The organism is Flavobacterium sp. AK-301, assembly GCF_058310215.1.
In genome coordinates this window covers 383,997-403,772 of the sequence record NZ_JBZEES010000002.1, presented here as the reverse complement: position 1 = coordinate 403,772, position 19,776 = coordinate 383,997, and the positions used below count along the sequence as shown (strand labels likewise).

General features: G+C 33.1%; 16 protein-coding genes. 15 read left to right on the top strand and 1 reads right to left on the bottom strand.

The window, feature by feature from the left end:
- The first annotated feature begins 122 nt into the window (after positions 1-122).
- The 6 genes from AC4FQX_RS05300 to AC4FQX_RS05275 are packed head-to-tail and all read left to right on the top strand — an operon-like array spanning position 123 to position 7,352.
- Positions 123-1,007 (top strand): hypothetical protein, encoded by an 885-nt coding sequence (locus AC4FQX_RS05300; RefSeq protein WP_491166634.1) that lies wholly within the window; start codon positions 123-125, stop codon positions 1,005-1,007.
- A 23-nt stretch (positions 1,008-1,030) separates the two neighbouring features.
- Positions 1,031-1,531 carry a DUF4280 domain-containing protein gene (locus AC4FQX_RS05295; RefSeq protein ID WP_491166633.1) on the top strand — a complete coding sequence of 167 codons (501 nt, stop codon included), beginning with the start codon at positions 1,031-1,033 and terminating at the stop codon, positions 1,529-1,531.
- Positions 1,532-1,533: 2 nt separating this feature from the next.
- Positions 1,534-4,158, top strand: coding sequence for a hypothetical protein (locus tag AC4FQX_RS05290; protein ID WP_491166632.1), 2,625 nt, complete (start codon positions 1,534-1,536; stop codon positions 4,156-4,158).
- Between the two features lie 3 nt (positions 4,159-4,161).
- Positions 4,162-5,193 (top strand): hypothetical protein, encoded by a 1,032-nt coding sequence (locus AC4FQX_RS05285; protein ID WP_491166631.1) that lies wholly within the window; start codon positions 4,162-4,164, stop codon positions 5,191-5,193.
- A 38-nt stretch (positions 5,194-5,231) separates the two neighbouring features.
- Positions 5,232-6,269, top strand: coding sequence for a hypothetical protein (locus AC4FQX_RS05280; protein ID WP_491166630.1), 1,038 nt, complete (start codon positions 5,232-5,234; stop codon positions 6,267-6,269).
- Positions 6,270-6,314: 45 nt separating this feature from the next.
- Positions 6,315-7,352 (top strand): hypothetical protein, encoded by a 1,038-nt coding sequence (locus AC4FQX_RS05275; protein ID WP_491166629.1) that lies wholly within the window; start codon positions 6,315-6,317, stop codon positions 7,350-7,352.
- Between the two features lie 154 nt (positions 7,353-7,506).
- On the opposite strand, the gene AC4FQX_RS05270 is transcribed toward AC4FQX_RS05275, so the two are convergent.
- On the bottom strand, positions 7,507-10,230 hold the full coding sequence (locus AC4FQX_RS05270; protein ID WP_491166628.1) for a putative LPS assembly protein LptD: 2,724 nt from the start codon (positions 10,228-10,230) through the stop codon (positions 7,507-7,509).
- An 85-nt stretch (positions 10,231-10,315) separates the two neighbouring features.
- On the opposite strand from AC4FQX_RS05270, the gene AC4FQX_RS05265 reads away from it, so the two are divergent.
- The 9 genes from AC4FQX_RS05265 to AC4FQX_RS05225 are packed head-to-tail and all read left to right on the top strand — an operon-like array spanning position 10,316 to position 19,700.
- Positions 10,316-11,488 carry an N-acetylmuramoyl-L-alanine amidase family protein gene (locus AC4FQX_RS05265; RefSeq protein ID WP_491166627.1) on the top strand — a complete coding sequence of 391 codons (1,173 nt, stop codon included), beginning with the start codon at positions 10,316-10,318 and terminating at the stop codon, positions 11,486-11,488.
- A 51-nt stretch (positions 11,489-11,539) separates the two neighbouring features.
- A complete protein-coding gene (locus AC4FQX_RS05260; RefSeq protein WP_491166626.1) occupies positions 11,540-12,493 on the top strand; it encodes an MlaD family protein in 954 nt (317 codons plus the stop codon).
- Positions 12,494-12,511: 18 nt separating this feature from the next.
- Positions 12,512-13,846 (top strand): 4Fe-4S dicluster domain-containing protein, encoded by a 1,335-nt coding sequence (locus AC4FQX_RS05255; protein WP_491166752.1) that lies wholly within the window; start codon positions 12,512-12,514, stop codon positions 13,844-13,846.
- A gap of 11 nt (positions 13,847-13,857) precedes the next feature.
- Positions 13,858-14,304, top strand: a complete 447-nt coding sequence (locus AC4FQX_RS05250; RefSeq protein ID WP_491166625.1) for an LNS2 domain-containing protein — start codon at positions 13,858-13,860, stop codon at positions 14,302-14,304.
- 14 nt (positions 14,305-14,318) lie between these two features.
- Positions 14,319-15,110, top strand: coding sequence for a (Fe-S)-binding protein (locus tag AC4FQX_RS05245; protein ID WP_491166624.1), 792 nt, complete (start codon positions 14,319-14,321; stop codon positions 15,108-15,110).
- Between the two features lies 1 nt (position 15,111).
- Complete coding sequence (locus AC4FQX_RS05240; RefSeq protein ID WP_491166623.1) at positions 15,112-15,702, top strand: hypothetical protein; 591 nt, start codon at positions 15,112-15,114, stop codon at positions 15,700-15,702.
- 28 nt (positions 15,703-15,730) lie between these two features.
- Entirely contained in the window at positions 15,731-16,306 is a 576-nt protein-coding gene (locus AC4FQX_RS05235) for a hypothetical protein (protein WP_491166622.1), read from the top strand.
- Positions 16,307-16,310: 4 nt separating this feature from the next.
- Positions 16,311-16,793 carry an ABC transporter ATPase gene (locus tag AC4FQX_RS05230; RefSeq protein ID WP_491166621.1) on the top strand — a complete coding sequence of 161 codons (483 nt, stop codon included), beginning with the start codon at positions 16,311-16,313 and terminating at the stop codon, positions 16,791-16,793.
- A gap of 9 nt (positions 16,794-16,802) precedes the next feature.
- Positions 16,803-19,700 carry a serine hydrolase domain-containing protein gene (locus tag AC4FQX_RS05225; RefSeq protein ID WP_491166620.1) on the top strand — a complete coding sequence of 966 codons (2,898 nt, stop codon included), beginning with the start codon at positions 16,803-16,805 and terminating at the stop codon, positions 19,698-19,700.
- Positions 19,701-19,776: the final 76 nt, after the last annotated feature.

The window sequence follows — 19,776 nt, the reverse complement described above, 5'->3', positions numbered from 1 at the left end:
ATAAAATAATTTAAAAAAAAGAGGTTTCTTCTTTGTTAGTTTATAGATTATAGTCTACATTCGTTTTTTATAAAAAAATGAAAAAAAAGTATCATTTTATTATAAAAAATAGCTTTAACTATATGGAATTATCAAAATTAGTTTCTTTAAGTCTTAATTCAGGCAAAGAAAGAAAAAAGTACGGGATCAAGATTCAGCAGACTAATACAGAGGGAAAGCCATTAAATATGCATTTTACCTTTGATGTTTTTTTAGAAAATCCAAAACATCCACAGGGTATTATTTATCAAATAAAAAGAAATCAAACTTTTATTGAAAAAGAGCTGATAATAGAAGAACTGGCAGAGGACATTAGCCAGTCGTTTTATCCTGTAAGAGTATTAATCGGTAAAGTAGGAACAATTATCGGGATTGTGAATTTTAAAGAGATTCAGACCCGATGGAAATTGCAAAGACCAAAACTGACAGACTATTATAAAGGAGAAATAGCAGAAGGGATTTTAAAAAAAACAGATGTTTTTTTGGAAAGCGAAGAAAGATTCCATACCAGTTTATATGGTTCCTGGGAGATTAGTTTATTGTTTCGACCCATTTATACCACGTATACTCTTGATTCCGAAGTTCCCGTTGTATGGTATTTTCCTTTATTTGGAGGAAGAAGCAGAACCCGAACAGAAGTTAAGCTAACAAAGGTTGAACGATGTGCTACAGATGAAACAACCTATTCTTTTTCAGGTAGTTTCACTGATAAACCGGATTCCGAACAAAAAACAGAAGGAACAGTAAATATTCATTATAGTCTGGAAAATGAGAATTCTTCTGTTTCCTGCGTTATAGCAGCGTTCAGTTGGGAAGACCAAGCAGGAGAATTACACGAAAAAACGATTTCTGTTTTTGATATCACTGTTAAAAGAAACACGATTCTGATTACTGATGAGGAAGAAATAAAACAACCTAAAAAAAGAGGTTTTTTTGATACCGTTCTTTACTATTTATCCGATAATTAAGAACAGAATAAAAAGAATATACCATGAATCAGCAACATATAGTAGTACAGGGAGCCACTGTAAAATGTAATTTTAGCGTAGCACCACAAACCGATGTACTGAAAGTAAATAGCCATACAAAAGAGTATGCCAATGTTATAGAAACAGCCGATAAATTAATTGCAACCACAAAAGAAACCGGACAGACACTGGAAAAAAACACCTTTGGGAAATGTAAAAAACAACCTTTGGGCAATGGCGATTACAAACCCTGTCAGGCAGTTATTACACAATGGAGTGCCTTTTATAATAAGACAACACTATCCAATAGCGGAAAAGCACTTACCGAAAAAAGTAAAGCAGGTTGTCCCATAGGTGGACCGGATTGCATAGAAGTAGTCCATCACGGACAGGTTAATGAAGTCAACGAACAGAGTATAGAAAATGCCCGTTTCGGGGTAACAGAACAACTATATTCCGGAATTGATTTTAAAACAACAGAAAACAAAGCGATACCTTTTCTGACAACCATTACAAAAGACTGATTATGCCTTATACTATAAAGATTGCCCGAAAAGATTTTCTAAGTTATGATCCGGATAAGAAACTGCTGACCGCTGTTTTTACCGATACCGATTTTAAAAGTATTGATCTCCACACAGCAGATTTAAAAAGTGAGGTACAGTGGAAAATAAAAGACATGAACAGAGGTGTTCCGGTAGATCATGACGATTATACCGGAGGTTCCAAAGCAGAGCTACTGTTATCCGCTTCCTTTTCCGGTAATCCGAATCATCCGCAGATCTATCAGATACAAGCCTGTTGCCGAAACACAGAAGAAGTTTATGATACTCTTTTCTTAGAAGCGATTTATACCGATCCTGTAACCGCCCGATGGGAAAAAGATGCTACCCTTTTAGAAAAGATAAATTATAACCGGGAAGTGATTATTGCCATTGATAATGCCGGAATTATCGGAACTGATCTGATACTGGAAATTTACCAGCAGATACAAGGAGAAGAGCTCTCTGAACAGGTAGAGGTCCGAACGCTCCAACCGGTATATCATACCGGAACCGATCAGTCTTTCTTTCTGGATAAAGCAAAATATAAAAAAGGAAACAAAGATTCCCTATTCTTTTTTATCCTAAAACAACAACTACCACAAGGCGGTACCGTTATCCTTTTTGACGGACAACAGCAACAGGCATTTCTTGAAGTCAGTATTTTCCATTTTTATATTCCCGAATGGAAAGTTGACACCACTTTAAGTCCGCTTGTTATTCGCAAAGAGGAGTTTTATTCTCAAAGATTTGAGCCTTGTAAATTTGTAGCCATTCATTTTGAACATAAGGAGCGGTCTATGTTACTTTTTAAAGAAAAAGAAGATTATTCCGGAAAACCCTATATAAATTCTGATACAATCGGTATTATTACAGGAGATATAGCCGTTGCCGGACAGGCAAAATTAAAAGTAAGCGGACTGGCGGTAGAAAAATGTTATCTGCATCTGATGCAACAGGAACGTCATACACTGGATACCGTTGCCAAAACAGAATATTTAGATATAGCAGAAGAAATCACGCTTCTGGACAGTAACTGGAATGAAACCAAAGATATTTATAGTTTTACACCGATATACAGTTATGCAGGAACTAAAAATTATCTTTCTTTTCTGGCAGATCATTTTCTTTTATTTTTAAAAAAGGGATCTTTTCACCAGCGCCTGGAAACCTGTCGTTATCAAAAAGGAATTGATTTTACCATTTATCCCGATTTGAACTGGGTCTATCATTCCCGGGTAAACTGGAATAGTGACGAAAGTGTAAATAACCCCGTTCTGCTGAAAGATCTTTTCTTTAAAGATATAGAAGTACCCTTAGTAAACGGAATCCGGGAAGAATTAAAATGTATAGAACCATATATCGCAAAACTGCCCCTTCTGAATTTTATTCCTGCTGCAAACGAATTTATAGCAGAATTATTTATCGATTATCTGACAGAACTCTCAGAACGATACAGTTATGGTTTTCACGGCTTGTATAATTTTGATAAAGACAACTGCCCTCAACTACTGGATTACTCTGCTAAATACAGTTGGATTGCTAAAACCTTTATTGCCTATGATCTGCTTCAGGCAGTTGGGCTGGAAGTACTGATTTTGTATATTACCAGAGGAAGAGGAGCAATTGCCAAACTGGGTAAAGGAGCCAGAGTGGTTCAAACCGCTTCAAGAGCAAAGTATGCCGCTGAAACCCAATTAGCAGAGAATGGTTTTACGATCATTTATCCCAAAGTAAGCCGAATCCTGGCGATGTATTATGATACACAACAGGACGGTCGGGTTGCTTTAATACAAGAAGCCCGTATCTCTGCTACTCCTTTGTTTGGTATACAGTATCTCTGTGAACAAACACTCGGTGATTATATTGCCAATAAAATAGGGATTACAGGAGCATTTGATCTGGCAAAAAAAGCGGTAGGAATAGTAGGAACCCTTACGTTGTTAAAAGGTTTGACCCAAAAATTTAATGATAGCGGACAGCTGATTAATGCCGGTGATGGACAAAGAGGACTCAAAGCGGCAGAGGATGGCATTACGACAGCATTAAACACTGTTGCAAATCAATTAGGCGCTAAAGCAAAACTGACCATTAGCTTTGCCGGAGTCTATGAAGTTGAGCTAAAAGTACAAGTTAATCATTTAATGAAAAGTATTTCATTAAATGATACGATCAATAATCACACCGATAACAATCAGGTAGCTTTTACTAAAAAGAAAGGGATTGACGCTATGGCAGAAATCGAAGCAGGACTCAATGTAACATTCAACTGGGCTCCGATTTATAAATATACGCCTGAATTTTTAGAAAAATACATCCCTTCCGAAGCAATAGTTATAGATACAGAAGTAAAAGCAAAAATGTTTGGAACACTATATTTTGAACGCATCTATAAACGCACCGGAACGGAACAATACAAAGATCAGGCAGTCTATATCGATAACCAGATTTTTACCGGAATTACCGGGAGTGTAATGATTAAAATAGATACAAAAGAAGGAAATAGAGAAAGAAAAGTAATTTATAAAGAAATTGAATTTGTACTAATGGATCCTTTTGTAATAGAAGGTAATGAAATACCCTTATTTGAGCAACCTAAAGAATACTAAAAAATGACTAAAATACTAACATTGGCACTACTGATAGTAACACTAAACAGTTGTGCCCAGAATAAAAAAGAACAACCAACAACTCAATACCCAATTATGAATATAGAAGAAATCAACGCCGATAATTTCGTTAGTCAATTGGCTTTACAAACGCCACAGCAACCCGTACCGGCTCCATTTTACTATTTACGAATCGATCAGCACAATTGTATCTATGAAATACTGGTTAATGATATGCCGGTATATAAACATTATAAATTGTCAAGACTGGGGTCTCCTGTAGAAATTAATCATGTAATCCTTAAAAGCGGTACTCAAAAAGTAACGTATCGTCTATATCCACTAGGTGATTTAATACAGGAAAATTATGGAGAAGGAGGCACGATAACCAAACTGGAAGAATTGACTGATATTACAATAAGAGTAATTAATATTGATCATAATAGTCGAAAAAGTTTTGCAGATGAACAACCGGTTGTAACTCATAAAAGCGCGGTACAAAAGGATGGAGAAAGTTTTATCGGTGCCGGATTACCTTATTATGAAGCTACTTTTGAATTTGAAGCTCAGGTACCGTATGAAAACAAGGGATGGAGCGATGGACAGGATTTAACCAAAATTGACCCGAAGCTACTGGAAGCCAAAGTACTGGACTATTATAAAATGTATCGGGAGGTCTATCAAAACAAAAACAAAAACAAACTGGCACAACTCAATTTTAAAAAAGAATTACGCTATAGTATTGCCGAATATAAAAATCACCAACGTCTTCAAAAATTATGGCAAGATTATTTGTTAGATCTTAATGTAAATGTTAAAGATTTCCTACCTTTTGAAAATTATAAAATGACTTTTTTTGGTGATGGTCGTATTGTTTGTTTAAAACAAACTAGTACTGATCCTTGGTTAAAAGGAAAATCGGCTTTTGTGTTTGAGTTTATCGATGAAGAAGGATATGAGTCAGGTTATTTTTATGATATATATATTTATTTACCAAAAGGCAAAGGAATTGAGGCTTTACAGATGATGGAATAATTCTTTTAGAAGAAAGAATCAAGAACAAAGAAAAAAAGATGAGTAAAGTATACATAAGTTTTTGGGTTGGGTTGAGTTTTATAGTAAGTGGTTGTGCGCAAAACAATCAAAAACTAGCAACTAACAACCAGCAACTAACAACCAAAACAGAAATCAACGCAGATAATTTTGTCAGTCAATTGGCTTTACAAACTCCGCAACAACCGGTACCGGCTCCCTTTTACTATTTACGAATCGATCAGCACAATTGTATGTATGAAATACTGGTTAATGATATGCCGGTGTATAAACATTATGAACTATCAAGACTGGGTTCTCCTATAGAAATTAATCATGTAATCCTTAAAAGTGGTACTCAAAAAGTAACGTATCGTTTATATCCGTTGGGTGATTTAATACAGGAAAATTATGGAGAAGGAGGAACGATAACTAAGCTGGAAGAATTGACCGATATTACGATTCGGGTTATTAATATTGATCATAACAGCCGTAAAAGCTTTGCGGACGAACAACCCGTTTTGACTCATAAAAGTGCAGTACAAGAGGGTGGAGAAAGTTTTATAGGCGCAGGATTACCCTATTATGAAGCTACTTTTGAATTTGAAGCTCAGGTACCTTATGAAAATAAGGGATGGAGTGACGGACAGGATTTAACTAAAATAGATCCGAAGCTACTGGAAGCTAAAGTGCTGAACTATTATAAAATGTATCGGGAGATCTATCAAAACAAAAACAAAAACAAACTGGCACAAATCAATTTTAAATATGAATTACGAAATAGTGTTGCTGAATATCATAATCATCAATATTTAAAAGAATTATGGGAAGATTATTTAAGACCTTTAAATAGATATAATAAAGTTTTTTTACCTCTTGAAAATTATAAAATGACTTTTTTTGGAGACAGTCGTATTGTTTGTTTAAAACAAACCAGTACTGATTCCTGGTTAAAAGGAAAATCGGCTTTTGGGTTTGAGTTTATTGATGAAGATGGAGATGAAGCTGGTTTTTTCTCTGATATTTATTTGTATTTACCAAAAGAAAAGGGAATTGAGGCTTTACAAATGATGGAATAATTCTTTTAGAGTAAAGAAGAAAGAGTCAAGAACAAAGAAAAAAAGATGAGTAAAATACAGATCAGTTTTTGGGTTGGGTTGAGTTTTATAGTAAGCGGTTGTGCGCAAAATAGTCAAAAACTAGCAACTAACAACCAGCAACTAACAACCAAAACAGAAATCAACGCCGATAATTTTGTTAGTCAACTGGTTTTACAAACGCCACCACAACCCGTACCGGCTCCTTTTTATTATTTACGAATCGATCAGCACAATTGTATCTATGAAATACTGGTTAATGATATGCCGGTGTATAAACATTATGAACTATCAAGACTGGGCTCTCCTGTAGAAATTAATCACCTGATCCTTAAAAGCGGTATGCAAAAAGTAACCTATCGTTTATATCCTATTGGAAACTTAATGAAAGAAAATTATGATATAGGAGAAGAAATTAAAGAATTATTAAAATCGACAGGAATTAATATTCGGGTTATTAATATTGATCATAACAGCCGTAAAAGCTTTACGGATGAACAACTGGTTGTAACTCATAAAAGTACAGTAAAAGCAGATGGAGAAAGTTTTATAGGTGCAGGATTACCCTATTATGAAGCTACTTTTGAATTTGAAGCTCAGGTACCGTATGAAAACAAGGGATGGAGTGACGGTCAGGATTTAACTAAAATCGATCAAAAACTACTGGAAAACAAAGTACTGAACTATTATAAAATGTACCAAGAAGTATATCAAAACAAAAACAAAAACAAACTGGCACAATTAAATTTTAAACATGAATTACGAAATAGTATCGCTGAATATCATAATCATCAATATAATAAAGAATTATGGGGAGAATATATGTTAAATCTTAATGTAAATGTTAAAGATTTTCAACCGTTGAAAAATTATAAAATGACCTTTTTTGGAGATGGTCGTATTGTTTGTTTAAAACAAACTAGTTTGGAACCTCGAATGCGACAAAAATCAGCTTTTTGGTTTCGATTTATTGATGAAGAAGGTTATAAATCAAGATATTTCACGGATATTTATTTGTATCTCCCAAAAGGAAAAGGAATTGAGGCTTTACAAATGATGGAATAATTCTTTTAGAGTAAAGAAGAAAGAGTCAAGAACAAAGAAAAAAAGATGAGTAAAATACAGATTAGTTTTTGGATTGGGTTGAGTTTTATAGTAAGTAGTTGTGCGCAAAATAGTCAAAAACTAGCAACTAACAACCAAAAACTCCTCTAAAATATTATCGTATAATCTGATCCGGAACTTTACGTTTTTCCCATTTAATATCGCTAAGCATAGAAGATTTAATTCCTATGAAAAAGCCCCAGTAGGTATTATCACCATAAGGAACCCAGTTAAAGTCCATCCTCCAGCTTAAAAGGTCTCTTTCAAAGCGCAATTGAGTAAAAGTAACCCCTTTTTGTACAAAATCGTAACCGGTAGAAACACCAACTTTCCATTTAGGAGTCAGATCAATATTACCGGACACCATTATGGAATTTCCTATAATCTCATTTTGGCGGTTATTATTCCCATAGGTCAGTGAATAAGCAAAACGTAGATCCCAAGGTAATTGTGCGTTAAAAAAGCCTGAAAAGGCATCTTCTCCATCATCATTAGTATCATCAAATTGACTTTTTCTTCTGTCGCTGAAATCAGTATTAGTACCAAATAGATCATCCTCACGACCACCGTTTCGCGCTCCTTGATCGTTTACTTTTTTATCTGCTGATTTATTGTCTTTACTGGATAAAGAATAGTTCATAGTAACATTGGCACTTGTCATTCTGAACAGACTTCCCCCGTTATCAATATTGTATTTGTCAATTCTTCTTCCCGAATTATCAATAGCATAAGGGTCTAAAGTGGCTGCAAAGTTAATATTCATTTTATCCTTGAATAATGTTGTTCCACCACTTACGCGAAGAGGAGACCAGGGTAAGGAGTCGGCAGCCATATTATAACTGGTAGACAGATTCAGATTATTTAAAAGCATTACTTTTTTAGGTTCTATTTTAGTACTGTCCTTATCTGTTACTTTAGCTTCAAAAGTATTGCTTAGAGAGAATCCAACACTATTTGAATAGCTTCTTCCCGGAGCGCCATATATTCCACCTTCGAATCTTGAATAATCCTGCATTGTTTTTCCGCTTGCATCAAGAGCATAGGTATCATAGTACTGATCAAAGCTTGGTGTGTAACTATACGAAACAGAAGGGCGCATTACGTGTCGTATTGCCTGTATCTTTTTGTCTTTCCCAAAATTAAAAGTACCGTAAATCGTAGTTCCTATACTGGAAGAAAAGTTATACGTTCTGAAAGCATCAAATCCATTAACATCCTTTGTTTCTACCTGATTAGTGGTCAGATCAAACTTTTTCTCAACTGTTTTCATATACCAGACTTCATCATAGTTTGCTCCGGCAGACACACTAAAATGTTTAAATATTTTAAAGTTTGTATTTACAGGAATACTTTGTTTGAATCCCACTTTAGCATCTCTGAACATTTGAGGTTTAAAAAATAAAGAATCCGTTGTAAAGATCTGATTTTGAGCGTTGATATTATACTGGAAATTAATATTTTTAATAAGCCCTTTTTTTGTACCGTCTTTTGGAGCAAAAGGATAAATTCTGTCAACACTTGCCTGAAAAGTAGGTAAGGTCATGCTGATAACCTCTGTATTTGTATTTTGTGAATGTGTTGCCGTTATGGACATATTTACCTGAGGAACACTGTTAAATGTTTTAGAGTAGGAGACAGAAGAGCTCAGTTGGTTATTTAAACTGGAACCAACATTGATTTGGTTCAGAGACTGTTTATAATATTTACTACTACCTAAGTTTACAGAAGCAGAGAATCTCGAACTTGGATTAGATTTTGCATCCTGAGAATGTGACCACTGAATATTATAGTTGTTTGTTCTCGAATAATCAGGAAATCCTTTTTCACTAAGGATTTGATTTTCAAAACGAACGTTGATATTTCCTCTATATTTGTAACGGGCAGCATAGCTAGATTCAAATCGCATACCATAACTTCCGTTTGTGTAATAATCTCCCAGAACAGCCAAATCATAACTATCACTTAAAGCAAAATAATATCCTCCGTTCTGTAAAAAATAACCTTTTTGATTCGTATCCCCAAAAGTAGGCATGATAACCCCACTGGCGCTTTCTTCTGTCATAGGGAAAAAGGCAAAGGGTAATCCGATAGGAGTAGGAACATCAGCAATAACCATATTGGTTAGTCCTGTAACGACTTTTTTACCGGGAACTAATTTGATCTTTCTGGAATGAAAATAATATTCCGGATTGTCTACATCCTTAGAAGTTGTGAATATAGCATCTTTCATAAAATAAACGGAGTCATTTTCTTTTTTAGTAATAGCACCTTTTATTTTAAATTCTCCCTGATCGCTTCTTGAATTCCAGACCAGTGCTTTTTTTGTTTTTGTATTAAATCGGATAGAATCCGGTTCAACAGCATTTGCTCCTTGTTTAAAATTAGGGTATTGCGTATAATTTCCTAAAGAATCTTTTATTCTGCCAGCATAAACTTCATTTTTTTCATAGTCCATTACTATGATTCCGGCTTTCAATTCGATATCCTGATAGTATAATTCGGCTTCATTATATAAAGTAATTTCCTTTTTGGTCTGATTATTTTTAACATAATCTTTAGCTTTATATTTGATTTTATCGTTAAGTAAAGGTTTTTTTTGACGAATAGTGTCCTTTTTAATAGTGTCTGATTTTTTTTCAGCATCAATAGTACTGATTCTAATGCTATCTTTCTGTTTTTCAGAAGGTATAGCTTTAGATTTAGATCTCGTTTCCTGAGAATATACCAGATTATTTCCTGAGTTCAGAAAAAATACTAATAAAACGATATAAAATAAGTTTGTACGCAATGGTTTTAATGCTATTTTTGTAAAAATATGGCTCACTTTTTGAAGAGCCAAACTTACATATATTTTTTTTCAAAAATAAGCATTTATTAGAATTATAACTTAGTTTAGTTTTCAATATAAAAACAGTAATAAAATTATGTCTCTAAAAAACAAAGTCAAAGTATCACTTACCATTGCATTTAGTACAATTTGTTTCGCATCTTTTGCTCAGTCCAATTCAAAGTTTAAAGTAGTACTTGATGCAGGTCATGGAGGTAAAGATTTCGGAACAGTACACAATAGTTATGTTGAAAAGAAGATCGTTCTGGCGGTAGCTCTTAAAGTAGGAAAGATTTTAGAAAACACACCTAATATTGATGTTTTATATACTCGTAAAACAGATGTTTTCATAGAGCTGATGGAAAGGGCAAATATAGCGAATAAAGCAAAAGCCAATTTTTTTGTGTCTATTCATTGTAATGGTGTAAAAAACGGTTCTCCTTACGGAACAGAAACCTATGTAATGGGTCTTACTAAAAATGCTTCTAACCTTGAAGTAGCAAAAAGAGAGAATGAGGTAATTACACTTGAAGCAGATTATAAACTAAAATATAATGGTTTTGATCCTAACGCACCGGAATCAATGATTGGTATCAAACTTCTTCAGGAAGAATATATCGACCAGAGTATTACTCTTGCCAGTAAGGTACAGGATATGTTTACATCAGAATTAAAACGTAAGAATAGAGGAGTAAAGCAAGGACCTATTTTAGTTTTGAATCAGTCAGCTATGCCAAGTGTTCTGATAGAGTTAGGATTCGTCTCTAATAAAACAGAAGGCGCATATTTAAATTCTGAAAGAGGGCAAAATGAACTGGCACAGTCTATTGCAGATGCTATTATTGCTTATAAAGCAGAATATTTTAGTGGTAGTACTACTACAATATATGAAAAACCTTCAAAAACAGAAACTCCGGTAAAAGAAACTCCAGTAAAAGAAACTCCGGTAGTTGCAGTTACTCCAAAAGAAACACTGGTTGTTGAAAAAGCCGTAGAAGAAAGTAAAACGAACACGAAAGGAGTTGTTTTTAAAGTACAGATAGCCGCAGGAAGAACAAAGCTAGATACCAATCCATCTAATTTTAAAGGATTAAATACTATTTCTTCTATTTATGAAAATGGTATCTATAAATATATGTATGGCGAAACAGACAGCTATACTACAGCAAAAGAAGAATTAAAAACAGCTAAAGCAAAAGGTTTTAATTCTGCTTTTATCGTGGCTTTTAAAAATGGAAAAAAAGTTACAGTACAAGAAGCTTTAAAATAAAAAAGGGTAATTAATTATTTATTTTTAAATTTGTTTAAAAAATCAAATACATTGAAAATTTCAAGAGAAGTCAAAACAGCAATATTAGTCATTTCATCTATTTTATTATTTATTTGGGGATACAGCTTTTTAAAAGGAAAAGACCTTTTTAGTAATTATAAAATGTTTTATGCAGTATATGATGATGTAGAAGGATTAAGACCTTCAGCACCAGTAACAATTAACGGTTTAAGTATTGGTAAAGTAACAAAAATTAGTTTTTTAGATAAAGAAGGTAAGTTATTAGTTGAGATGCAGGTACGTACTGATTTTCCAATTTCTAAAACAAGTTCAGCATCAATTTACGAACCCGGCTTACTGGGTGGAAAACAAATTGCTATATTACCTAATTATATGGATCAGACCTTAGCGGAATCCGGAGACCGCTTAATAAGCGATGTTAAGCCTGGTATGATATCTGGTATGGTAGATAAATTAAATCCGCTTCAGATAAAAGTAGAAAGTGCTGTAGTATCAGCAGACAGTTTACTTAAAAACTTCAATGCAATTCTGGATGAACAGGCAAAAGCAGATTTAAAAAGAAGCATCACCGATTTGAGTGTTACAATGAAAGAGTTTAGTCAGGCTTCAAAAGGAATTAATACTCTTATTGCTGATAATCATTCCAAAATTGACGGAACGATGTCTAATCTGAATATTGCATCTGCTAATTTTTCAAAATTGTCAGATTCTCTTGCCAAAGCTAATTTAGGTAAGGCAGTGAAAGATATGGAAAAGACATTGGTAAATGTTGATAAAATAATGAATGACCTTCAACAGGGTAAAGGATCGATGGGTAAATTGCTTAAAGATGACGGTATGTACAATAATCTGGAAGGCGCTTCAAAAGAGTTAAAATTATTATTAGCGGATATGAAAAATAATCCGAAACGATATGTACATTTTTCACTTTTTGGAAAAAAAGGAACACCCTATGTAGAAACAGAGAAAGATACTGTAAAGTAGCTTTCAGTAATTATAATAATTATGAACTTAGAGAACATTTTATTTGCCCTACTTCTAATTTTAGGTCTTGGATATTTTATTACTAATGTAAAAAAACTGATTAGAAATATAAAATTAGGAGTTGATGTAGACCGTTATGACCAGCCAAAAGAACGCTGGAAAAATATGGCCATGATTGCTCTGGGACAGTCAAAAATGGTAAGACGTCCCGTTGCGGGGATTCTTCACGTAATTGTTTATGTAGGTTTCATAATTATAAATATTGAACTATTAGAAATAATAATAGACGGACTCTTTGGTACTCACAGAGTATTTGCCTTTATGGGAGGTTTTTATAATTTTTTGATTGGTTCATTTGAAGTATTAGCCTTTTTGGTTCTGGTATCCGTTATTATTTTCTGGATCAGGAGAAATATAATAAAACTGAAAAGGTTCTTTAGACCAGAGATGAAAGGCTGGCCCAGAAAAGACGCAAATACTATTTTGTATATAGAAGCTGTATTGATGATTCTGTTTTTAGTATTAAATGCATCTGATTATTATTTACAGAATTTACCGTCTGAATCTTCTCATTATATACAAGCAGGTGCTTTTCCTGTAAGTCAGTTTATTGCACCTATATTTAACGGAATGAACGAATACACAGTTATTCTTATTGAAAGAGTAAGCTGGTGGCTACATATTACAGGGATTCTGTTTTTTATGAATTATTTATATTTTTCAAAACATCTTCATATCCTATTAGCATTTCCGAATACTTATTTTGCAAATTTAAATCCTCAGGGACAGTTTGATAATCTTGAGTCTGTTACTAATGAAGTAAAAATGATGATGGACCCGAATGCAAATCCTTTTGCAACAGCTCCTACTGATGAAAATGTAGCTCCGGCTAAATTTGGAGCTAGTGATGCAACAGATCTGAACTGGGTGCAGATTCTTAATGCTTATACCTGTACAGAGTGTGGAAGGTGTACTTCTGCATGTCCTGCAAATCTAACCGGAAAGAAATTATCTCCTAGAAAGATTATGATGGACACTCGCGACAGAATGGAAGAAATAGGGAGAAATATAGATGCTAATAAAGGTGTTTTTGTCGAAGACGGAAAAACATTATTAAACGATTATATTACAACAGAAGAAATATGGGCATGTACATCCTGTAATTCGTGTGTTGAAGAATGTCCAGTAAATATTAGTCCCTTATCCATTATTATGGATATGAGAAGATATTTAGTAATGGAACAGAGCGCTGCTCCAATCGAATTGAATAACATGATGACCAATATTGAAAATAATGGTGCTCCATGGCAATATAACCAAATGGACAGACTAAACTGGAAAGACGAAAATTAAGATTAAAAAACATGGAAAATAAGCATATTGAAGAGAAGTTACTCCCAAAAACAGAAAACGGAGCATTGATAAGTCCAATCCTTCCAGAAGGGGTGAAAAATTATTTAATAGATATTGACGGTACTATTTGTGATGATATCCCTAATGAGGAACCGGAAAGGATGGCTACGGCTGAAGTTTATCCGGATGCACTGGCAACATTGAATAAATGGTATGATGAAGGCCATATTATTTTCTTTTTTACTTCCAGAACAGAAGCACACAGAGCGGTTACTGAAGAATGGTTAAATCGTCATGGTTTTAAATATCACGGAATGTTAATGGGGAAACCACGTGGGGGAAATTATCATTGGATAGACAATCATTTAGTAAAAGCAACACGTTATAGAGGAAAATTCACTGATTTAGTAGAAAAAGAAGTGAGTATTCAGGTTTTTGACGACGGAGCTCACGAATAAAAAATAAATAAATCATGTCAGAAAATTTGATAGTACCAACAATGGCCGAAATGATGGCTCAAGGACAACAACCAGAGGTTTTATTTTGGGTAGGTTGTGCAGGAAGTTTTGATGATAGAGCCAAAAAAATAACAAAAGCATTTGTAAGAATTCTTAATGAATCAAAAGTGTCTTTTGCCGTTCTTGGAACAGAAGAAAGTTGTACAGGAGATCCGGCTAAAAGAGCAGGGAATGAATTTTTATTTCAGATGCAGGCAATGACTAATATTGAAGTACTGAATGCTTATGAGGTAAAAAAGATTGTTACAGCCTGTCCTCATTGTTTTAATACATTAAAAAATGAGTATCCTTCTTTAGGCGGAAAGTATGAAGTAGTACATCATACACAGCTTTTAAAATCGTTATTAGATGAAGGTCGTTTAACAATAGAAGGCGGACAGTTTAAAGGTAAAAAGATCACTTTTCATGACCCGTGTTATTTAGGCAGAGCTAATGGAGTATATGAGGCGCCACGTGAGCTAATACAGAAGTTAGATGTAGAACTGGTTGAAATGAAAAAATGTCGTACCACCGGACTTTGTTGTGGAGCAGGAGGAGCACAGATGTTTAAAGAGTCAGAAAAAGGAGATAAAGACGTTAATATAGAAAGAACGGAAGAAGCTCTGGAAACGAATACTGAAATTATAGCAACAGGCTGTCCTTTCTGTAATACTATGATAACAGATGGTGTTAAACATAAAGAAAAAGAAAGTTCTGTGAAAGTAATGGACATAGCAGAACTGATTGCAAATGCTAAAGATTTATAATATGAAATTAAAATGGGTTTGCATAGTATCGGTTTTAGGAATAACGGTATCAAATGCGCAGATAAAGACAAAAGAAGAAGTACTTAATAAAATTGCTGTTGAAAGTTGTGAGTGTATGAATAGACAAGAAGTTAGTGATATTACTGACTTTCAGCAAAAGGTATTGATTCCTTGTATAATATCTTCGGTAGAAAAAAATTCAGAAATAATTAAAAATACTTATGAAGTACCTGTTGATCATACATTTATAATATCTAATTTTAAAGATATATTACCTGTAGTAAAGAAAAATTGTTCCGGAATATTTTCAGACCTGGCAAAAAAACTGAAATTAGAAGAAGAAATAAAAAAGAATAGTTCAGAAGGTAAAATTATTAAAATTACTGATGAAGAGTTTGTCATTAAAGATAATTCAGGAGTAACTCAGGGTTTAATGATTTTGAAGAAATTTCCCGGTTCTGATTTAATAATTCAGAATAAGCTTAAAAAAGGAGATACTGTTTTATATAATTATACTGAAATGGAAGTATATGATTCTAAAATAAAAGATTTTAAAAAATATAAAGTCATAACGTTTTTAGATAAAAAATAGAAAGTTACAAATATGAAAGATTTATAAAATGAAGATTAAATTAATTTACCTCTTAGTAGTTTTAGGAGTCAATATATCAAGTGCTCAGTTAATAAAAACAAAAGAGGGATTAATAAATAAAATTGCTGTTGAGGGTTGTGAGTGTATAGGTAAAAAAGAAAGTCAGACAAGTAATTTTGAAATTTTAAAAAAAGAACTGGTTTCTTGTATTACTTCTTCCTTAAGTAATAATTATATAGTGATTAAATATATCTATCAAGTAACTGATAGAGTTGAAATAATTAATTTAGTTTACAAAGACGTCATTAGTGAAATGGCAAAATATTGTCCTAATGCGTTTTATGAACTAGTAAAAATAAATAAAACAATTCTGGAGGGAGAAATTATTAAAATAACAAAAGAGCAATTCATTATTACAGACAGTTCAGGAGTAACTCAGGATTTGCTTATATTTGATAGATTTCCCGGTTCTGATTTAATAATTCAGAATAAGTTAAAAAAAGGAGATACCGTTCTATATAATTATGTAGAAATGGAATTGTATGATTCAAAAATAAAAGATTTCAGAAAATATAAAGTTATAACGCTTTTAGAAAAAAAATAAAATTATGTATGTACCTTTTGATACTCTTCCGGAAGAGTCTAAAGTATGGATTTACCAATCGAACAGAAAGTTTTCTGATGAAGAGATCGCTGAAATATCAGATTCATTACAGGCATTTTTAGAAGAATGGGCTGCTCACGGAGCCGGATTAGAAGCTTCTTTTCAGTTAGAATACAATAGATTTATTATAATTGCCGTTAATCAGGAACAACACCAGGCGAGCGGGTGTTCTATTGATGCATCGGTTCAGTTTATTCAGTCTTTAGAACAGAAATATGATGTTGATCTGCTAGATAAGATGAATGTTACTTTCAAATTAGGAGAACATGTTGCACATAAACCCCTAATTGAGTTTAAAAAGATGGCAAAAGAAAAAGCCGTTTCCGGTAATACTATTGTTTTTAATAATTTAGTCAATAATATCGCTGAATGGCGTGAATCATGGGAAGTTCCTGCTATTGATAGCTGGCATAGTCGCTTTTTTTAATTTTATCATATGAGATATTTAGTTGTTATACTACTAGTTTTTAGCCAGTTTGCTTTTGTTTCTAACAAAAAAATGAAAAATCCTACAGATATCTCATCCAGAGAGAAAGTATGGGTTGATAGTGTATACAATCAAATGTCTTTTGAAGAAAGAGTAGGACAGTTGTTTATGGTTGCTGCTTATTCCAATAAAGATTCTGCTCATATAAAATCCATTGACAGACTGATACAGGATTATAAAATTGGAGGAGTTATTTTCTTTCAGGGAGGTCCTTACAGACAGGCAAATATGACAAATAGATTTCAGGCTGAGTCAAAACTACCCTTATTTATCGGTATTGACGCAGAATGGGGGCTGAGTATGCGATTAGATTCTACTTACCGCTATCCTTGGAATATGACCCTAGGAGCTATTCAGGATATGAAGCTTATTGAAAAATTAGGTAGTTATATGGGACAGGAAAGTAAAAGAATGGGAGTCCATTTTGATTTTGCACCTGTTTTGGATATTAATACGAATCCTAAGAATCCGATTATTGGAAATCGTTCTTTTGGAGAAGATAAAGTGAATGTTACAGAAAGAGCAATTGCTTTAATGAAAGGAATTCAGGGAGAAGGAGTATATGCCACAGGAAAACATTTTCCAGGACATGGAAACACAGAAACAGATTCTCACCATTCTTTACCCTATATCAAGCTTTCAAAAGGTAGAATAGAAAATGTAGAGTTATATCCTTATAGAAAATTATTTAAAGAGGGGCTAACCAGTGTAATGGTTGCTCATCTTGATGTACCAAGTTTAGAAAGTACTCCCGGACTACCTTCTTCATTATCCTACGAAGTCATAACAAAACTATTGAAAGAAGAACTTAATTTCAAAGGACTTATTTTTACAGATGCTTTAAATATGAAAGCAGTAAGTAAATATAAAAAACCAGGAGAAGTTGATTTGCAGGCTTTTTTAGCAGGAAACGATATTTTGCTATTTGTAGAAAATGTTCCGATAACGGTTGAAAAGTTTAAAGAGGCTTATAACACCGGTACTATAACAGAAAGCAGACTTGAATTTTCAGTAAAGAAAATATTGAAGTATAAGTTTAGAGCGGGTTTAAATAATTACAAACCTATTGATTTAAAAAATTTATCAAAAGATCTGAATAAATCTGAAAATGATGCTTTACAGTATGCATTATTTGAGAATGCTGTCACAGTTTTAAAAAATAAAGACAATGTTTTACCTATAAAAGAGCTTGATAAAGAAAAGATAGCCTATGTTAAATTAGGAGATGATGTTAATGAAAGTTTTCTTAGAACTCTAAGAGATTATACTGAAATAACAGAAGTTTCAGAAAATAATTTAGACACTTTATTATTAAAATTAAAAGATTTTACGACTGTTATTGTTGGTTATCACAAATCAGATGCTAATGCGTGGAAAAATCATGATTTTAAATCGGAAGAGATTACTAAATTATATGCGATAGCAAAAAACAATAAAGTTATTTTAGATGTTTTTGCTAAACCATATTCTCTTTTACCTATAACGGCTCATCAAGATATAAAGGGATTGATTGTATCTTATCAGAATAGTGATATTTCTCAGAATGTTTCTGCACAATTGATTTTTGGAGTTATAGAGGCAAAAGGAAAACTTCCTGTGACAATCAATGATTTTAAGGTAGATAGCGGGTTAAAAACGAAGAAATTAAACCGATTAGGATTTACTCCGGCAGAAAATGTAGGAATGAATCCTGCTGTTTTATCAAAAATTGATTCTATTGCAGAAAATACGATTGAAAATCAGATCACTCCGGGAATGCAGATTCTGATTGCACGTAAAGGAAAAGTTATTTATCAGAAATCATTTGGATATCATACCTATGATAAAGATTTCCCTGTTAAAAATACAGATCTTTATGATGTAGCCTCTTTAACTAAAATTGTTTCAACTTTACCTAATATAATGCAGTTAGTAGATGAGAATAAACTGTCTATTAATACAAAATTAGGAACGATGTTACCTGTTTTCAGTACTACAAATAAAAAGAATATTACACTAAAAGAAATGCTTTCCCATAATGCCGGATTTCAGGCATGGATTCCTTTTTATCAGGCAACATTAGATGCGGATAAAAAACCGAGTAAACTATTTTACAGAAAAGTATATTCAGAAGAATTTCCATATCAGGTAGCAGAAGGTTTATATATTCAGAAAGATTATCCTGAAAAAATCATAAAAATCATAGCTGATAGTAAATTATCGTCTAAATCTTATAAATACAGTGATTTCCCTTTTATAATTTTAAAAGCTTATCTGGAAAAAGAGTCCGGAAAAACATTAGATGTATTAAGCGAAGAGAACTTTTATAAACCGCTTGGGGCAAACAATACGATGTATAATCCGTTGCAAAAGTTTGATATGAGTGTTATTCCTCCAACAGAGAAAGATAATTATTTTAGATATCAGACTATTCAGGGTTATGTACACGATATGGGAGCTGCTATGGAAGGTGGAGTAGGAGGACATGCCGGTATTTTTTCTAATTCTATGGATATAGCTAAAATAATGCAGATGTATTTGCAGGAAGGAAATTATGGAGGACATCAGTTTTTTTCATCTTCTACATTTGAAGAATTTAATTCACTTCATTATCCGGGAAACAGAAGAGGTTTAGGCTTTGATAAGCCTCAAAAAGGTGATGGTGGACCAACTTGTGACTGTGTATCTATGAAAAGTTTTGGTCATTCTGGATTTACAGGGACTTATGTATGGGTAGATCCTGAGACTGAAATTGTTTACGTATTTCTCTCCAACAGAACTTTTCCTACAGCTGAAAACAATCGTTTAGCGAAGGAAGATATAAGATCAAAAATTCAACAGGTTATTAAAGATGCTATTGTTCAGTAATATTTTAAGTTAATTTTATCTAAAAGAGTTTTAACTGCTGATAGAAATTATTACCTTGGTTTGTATTAAATATTTA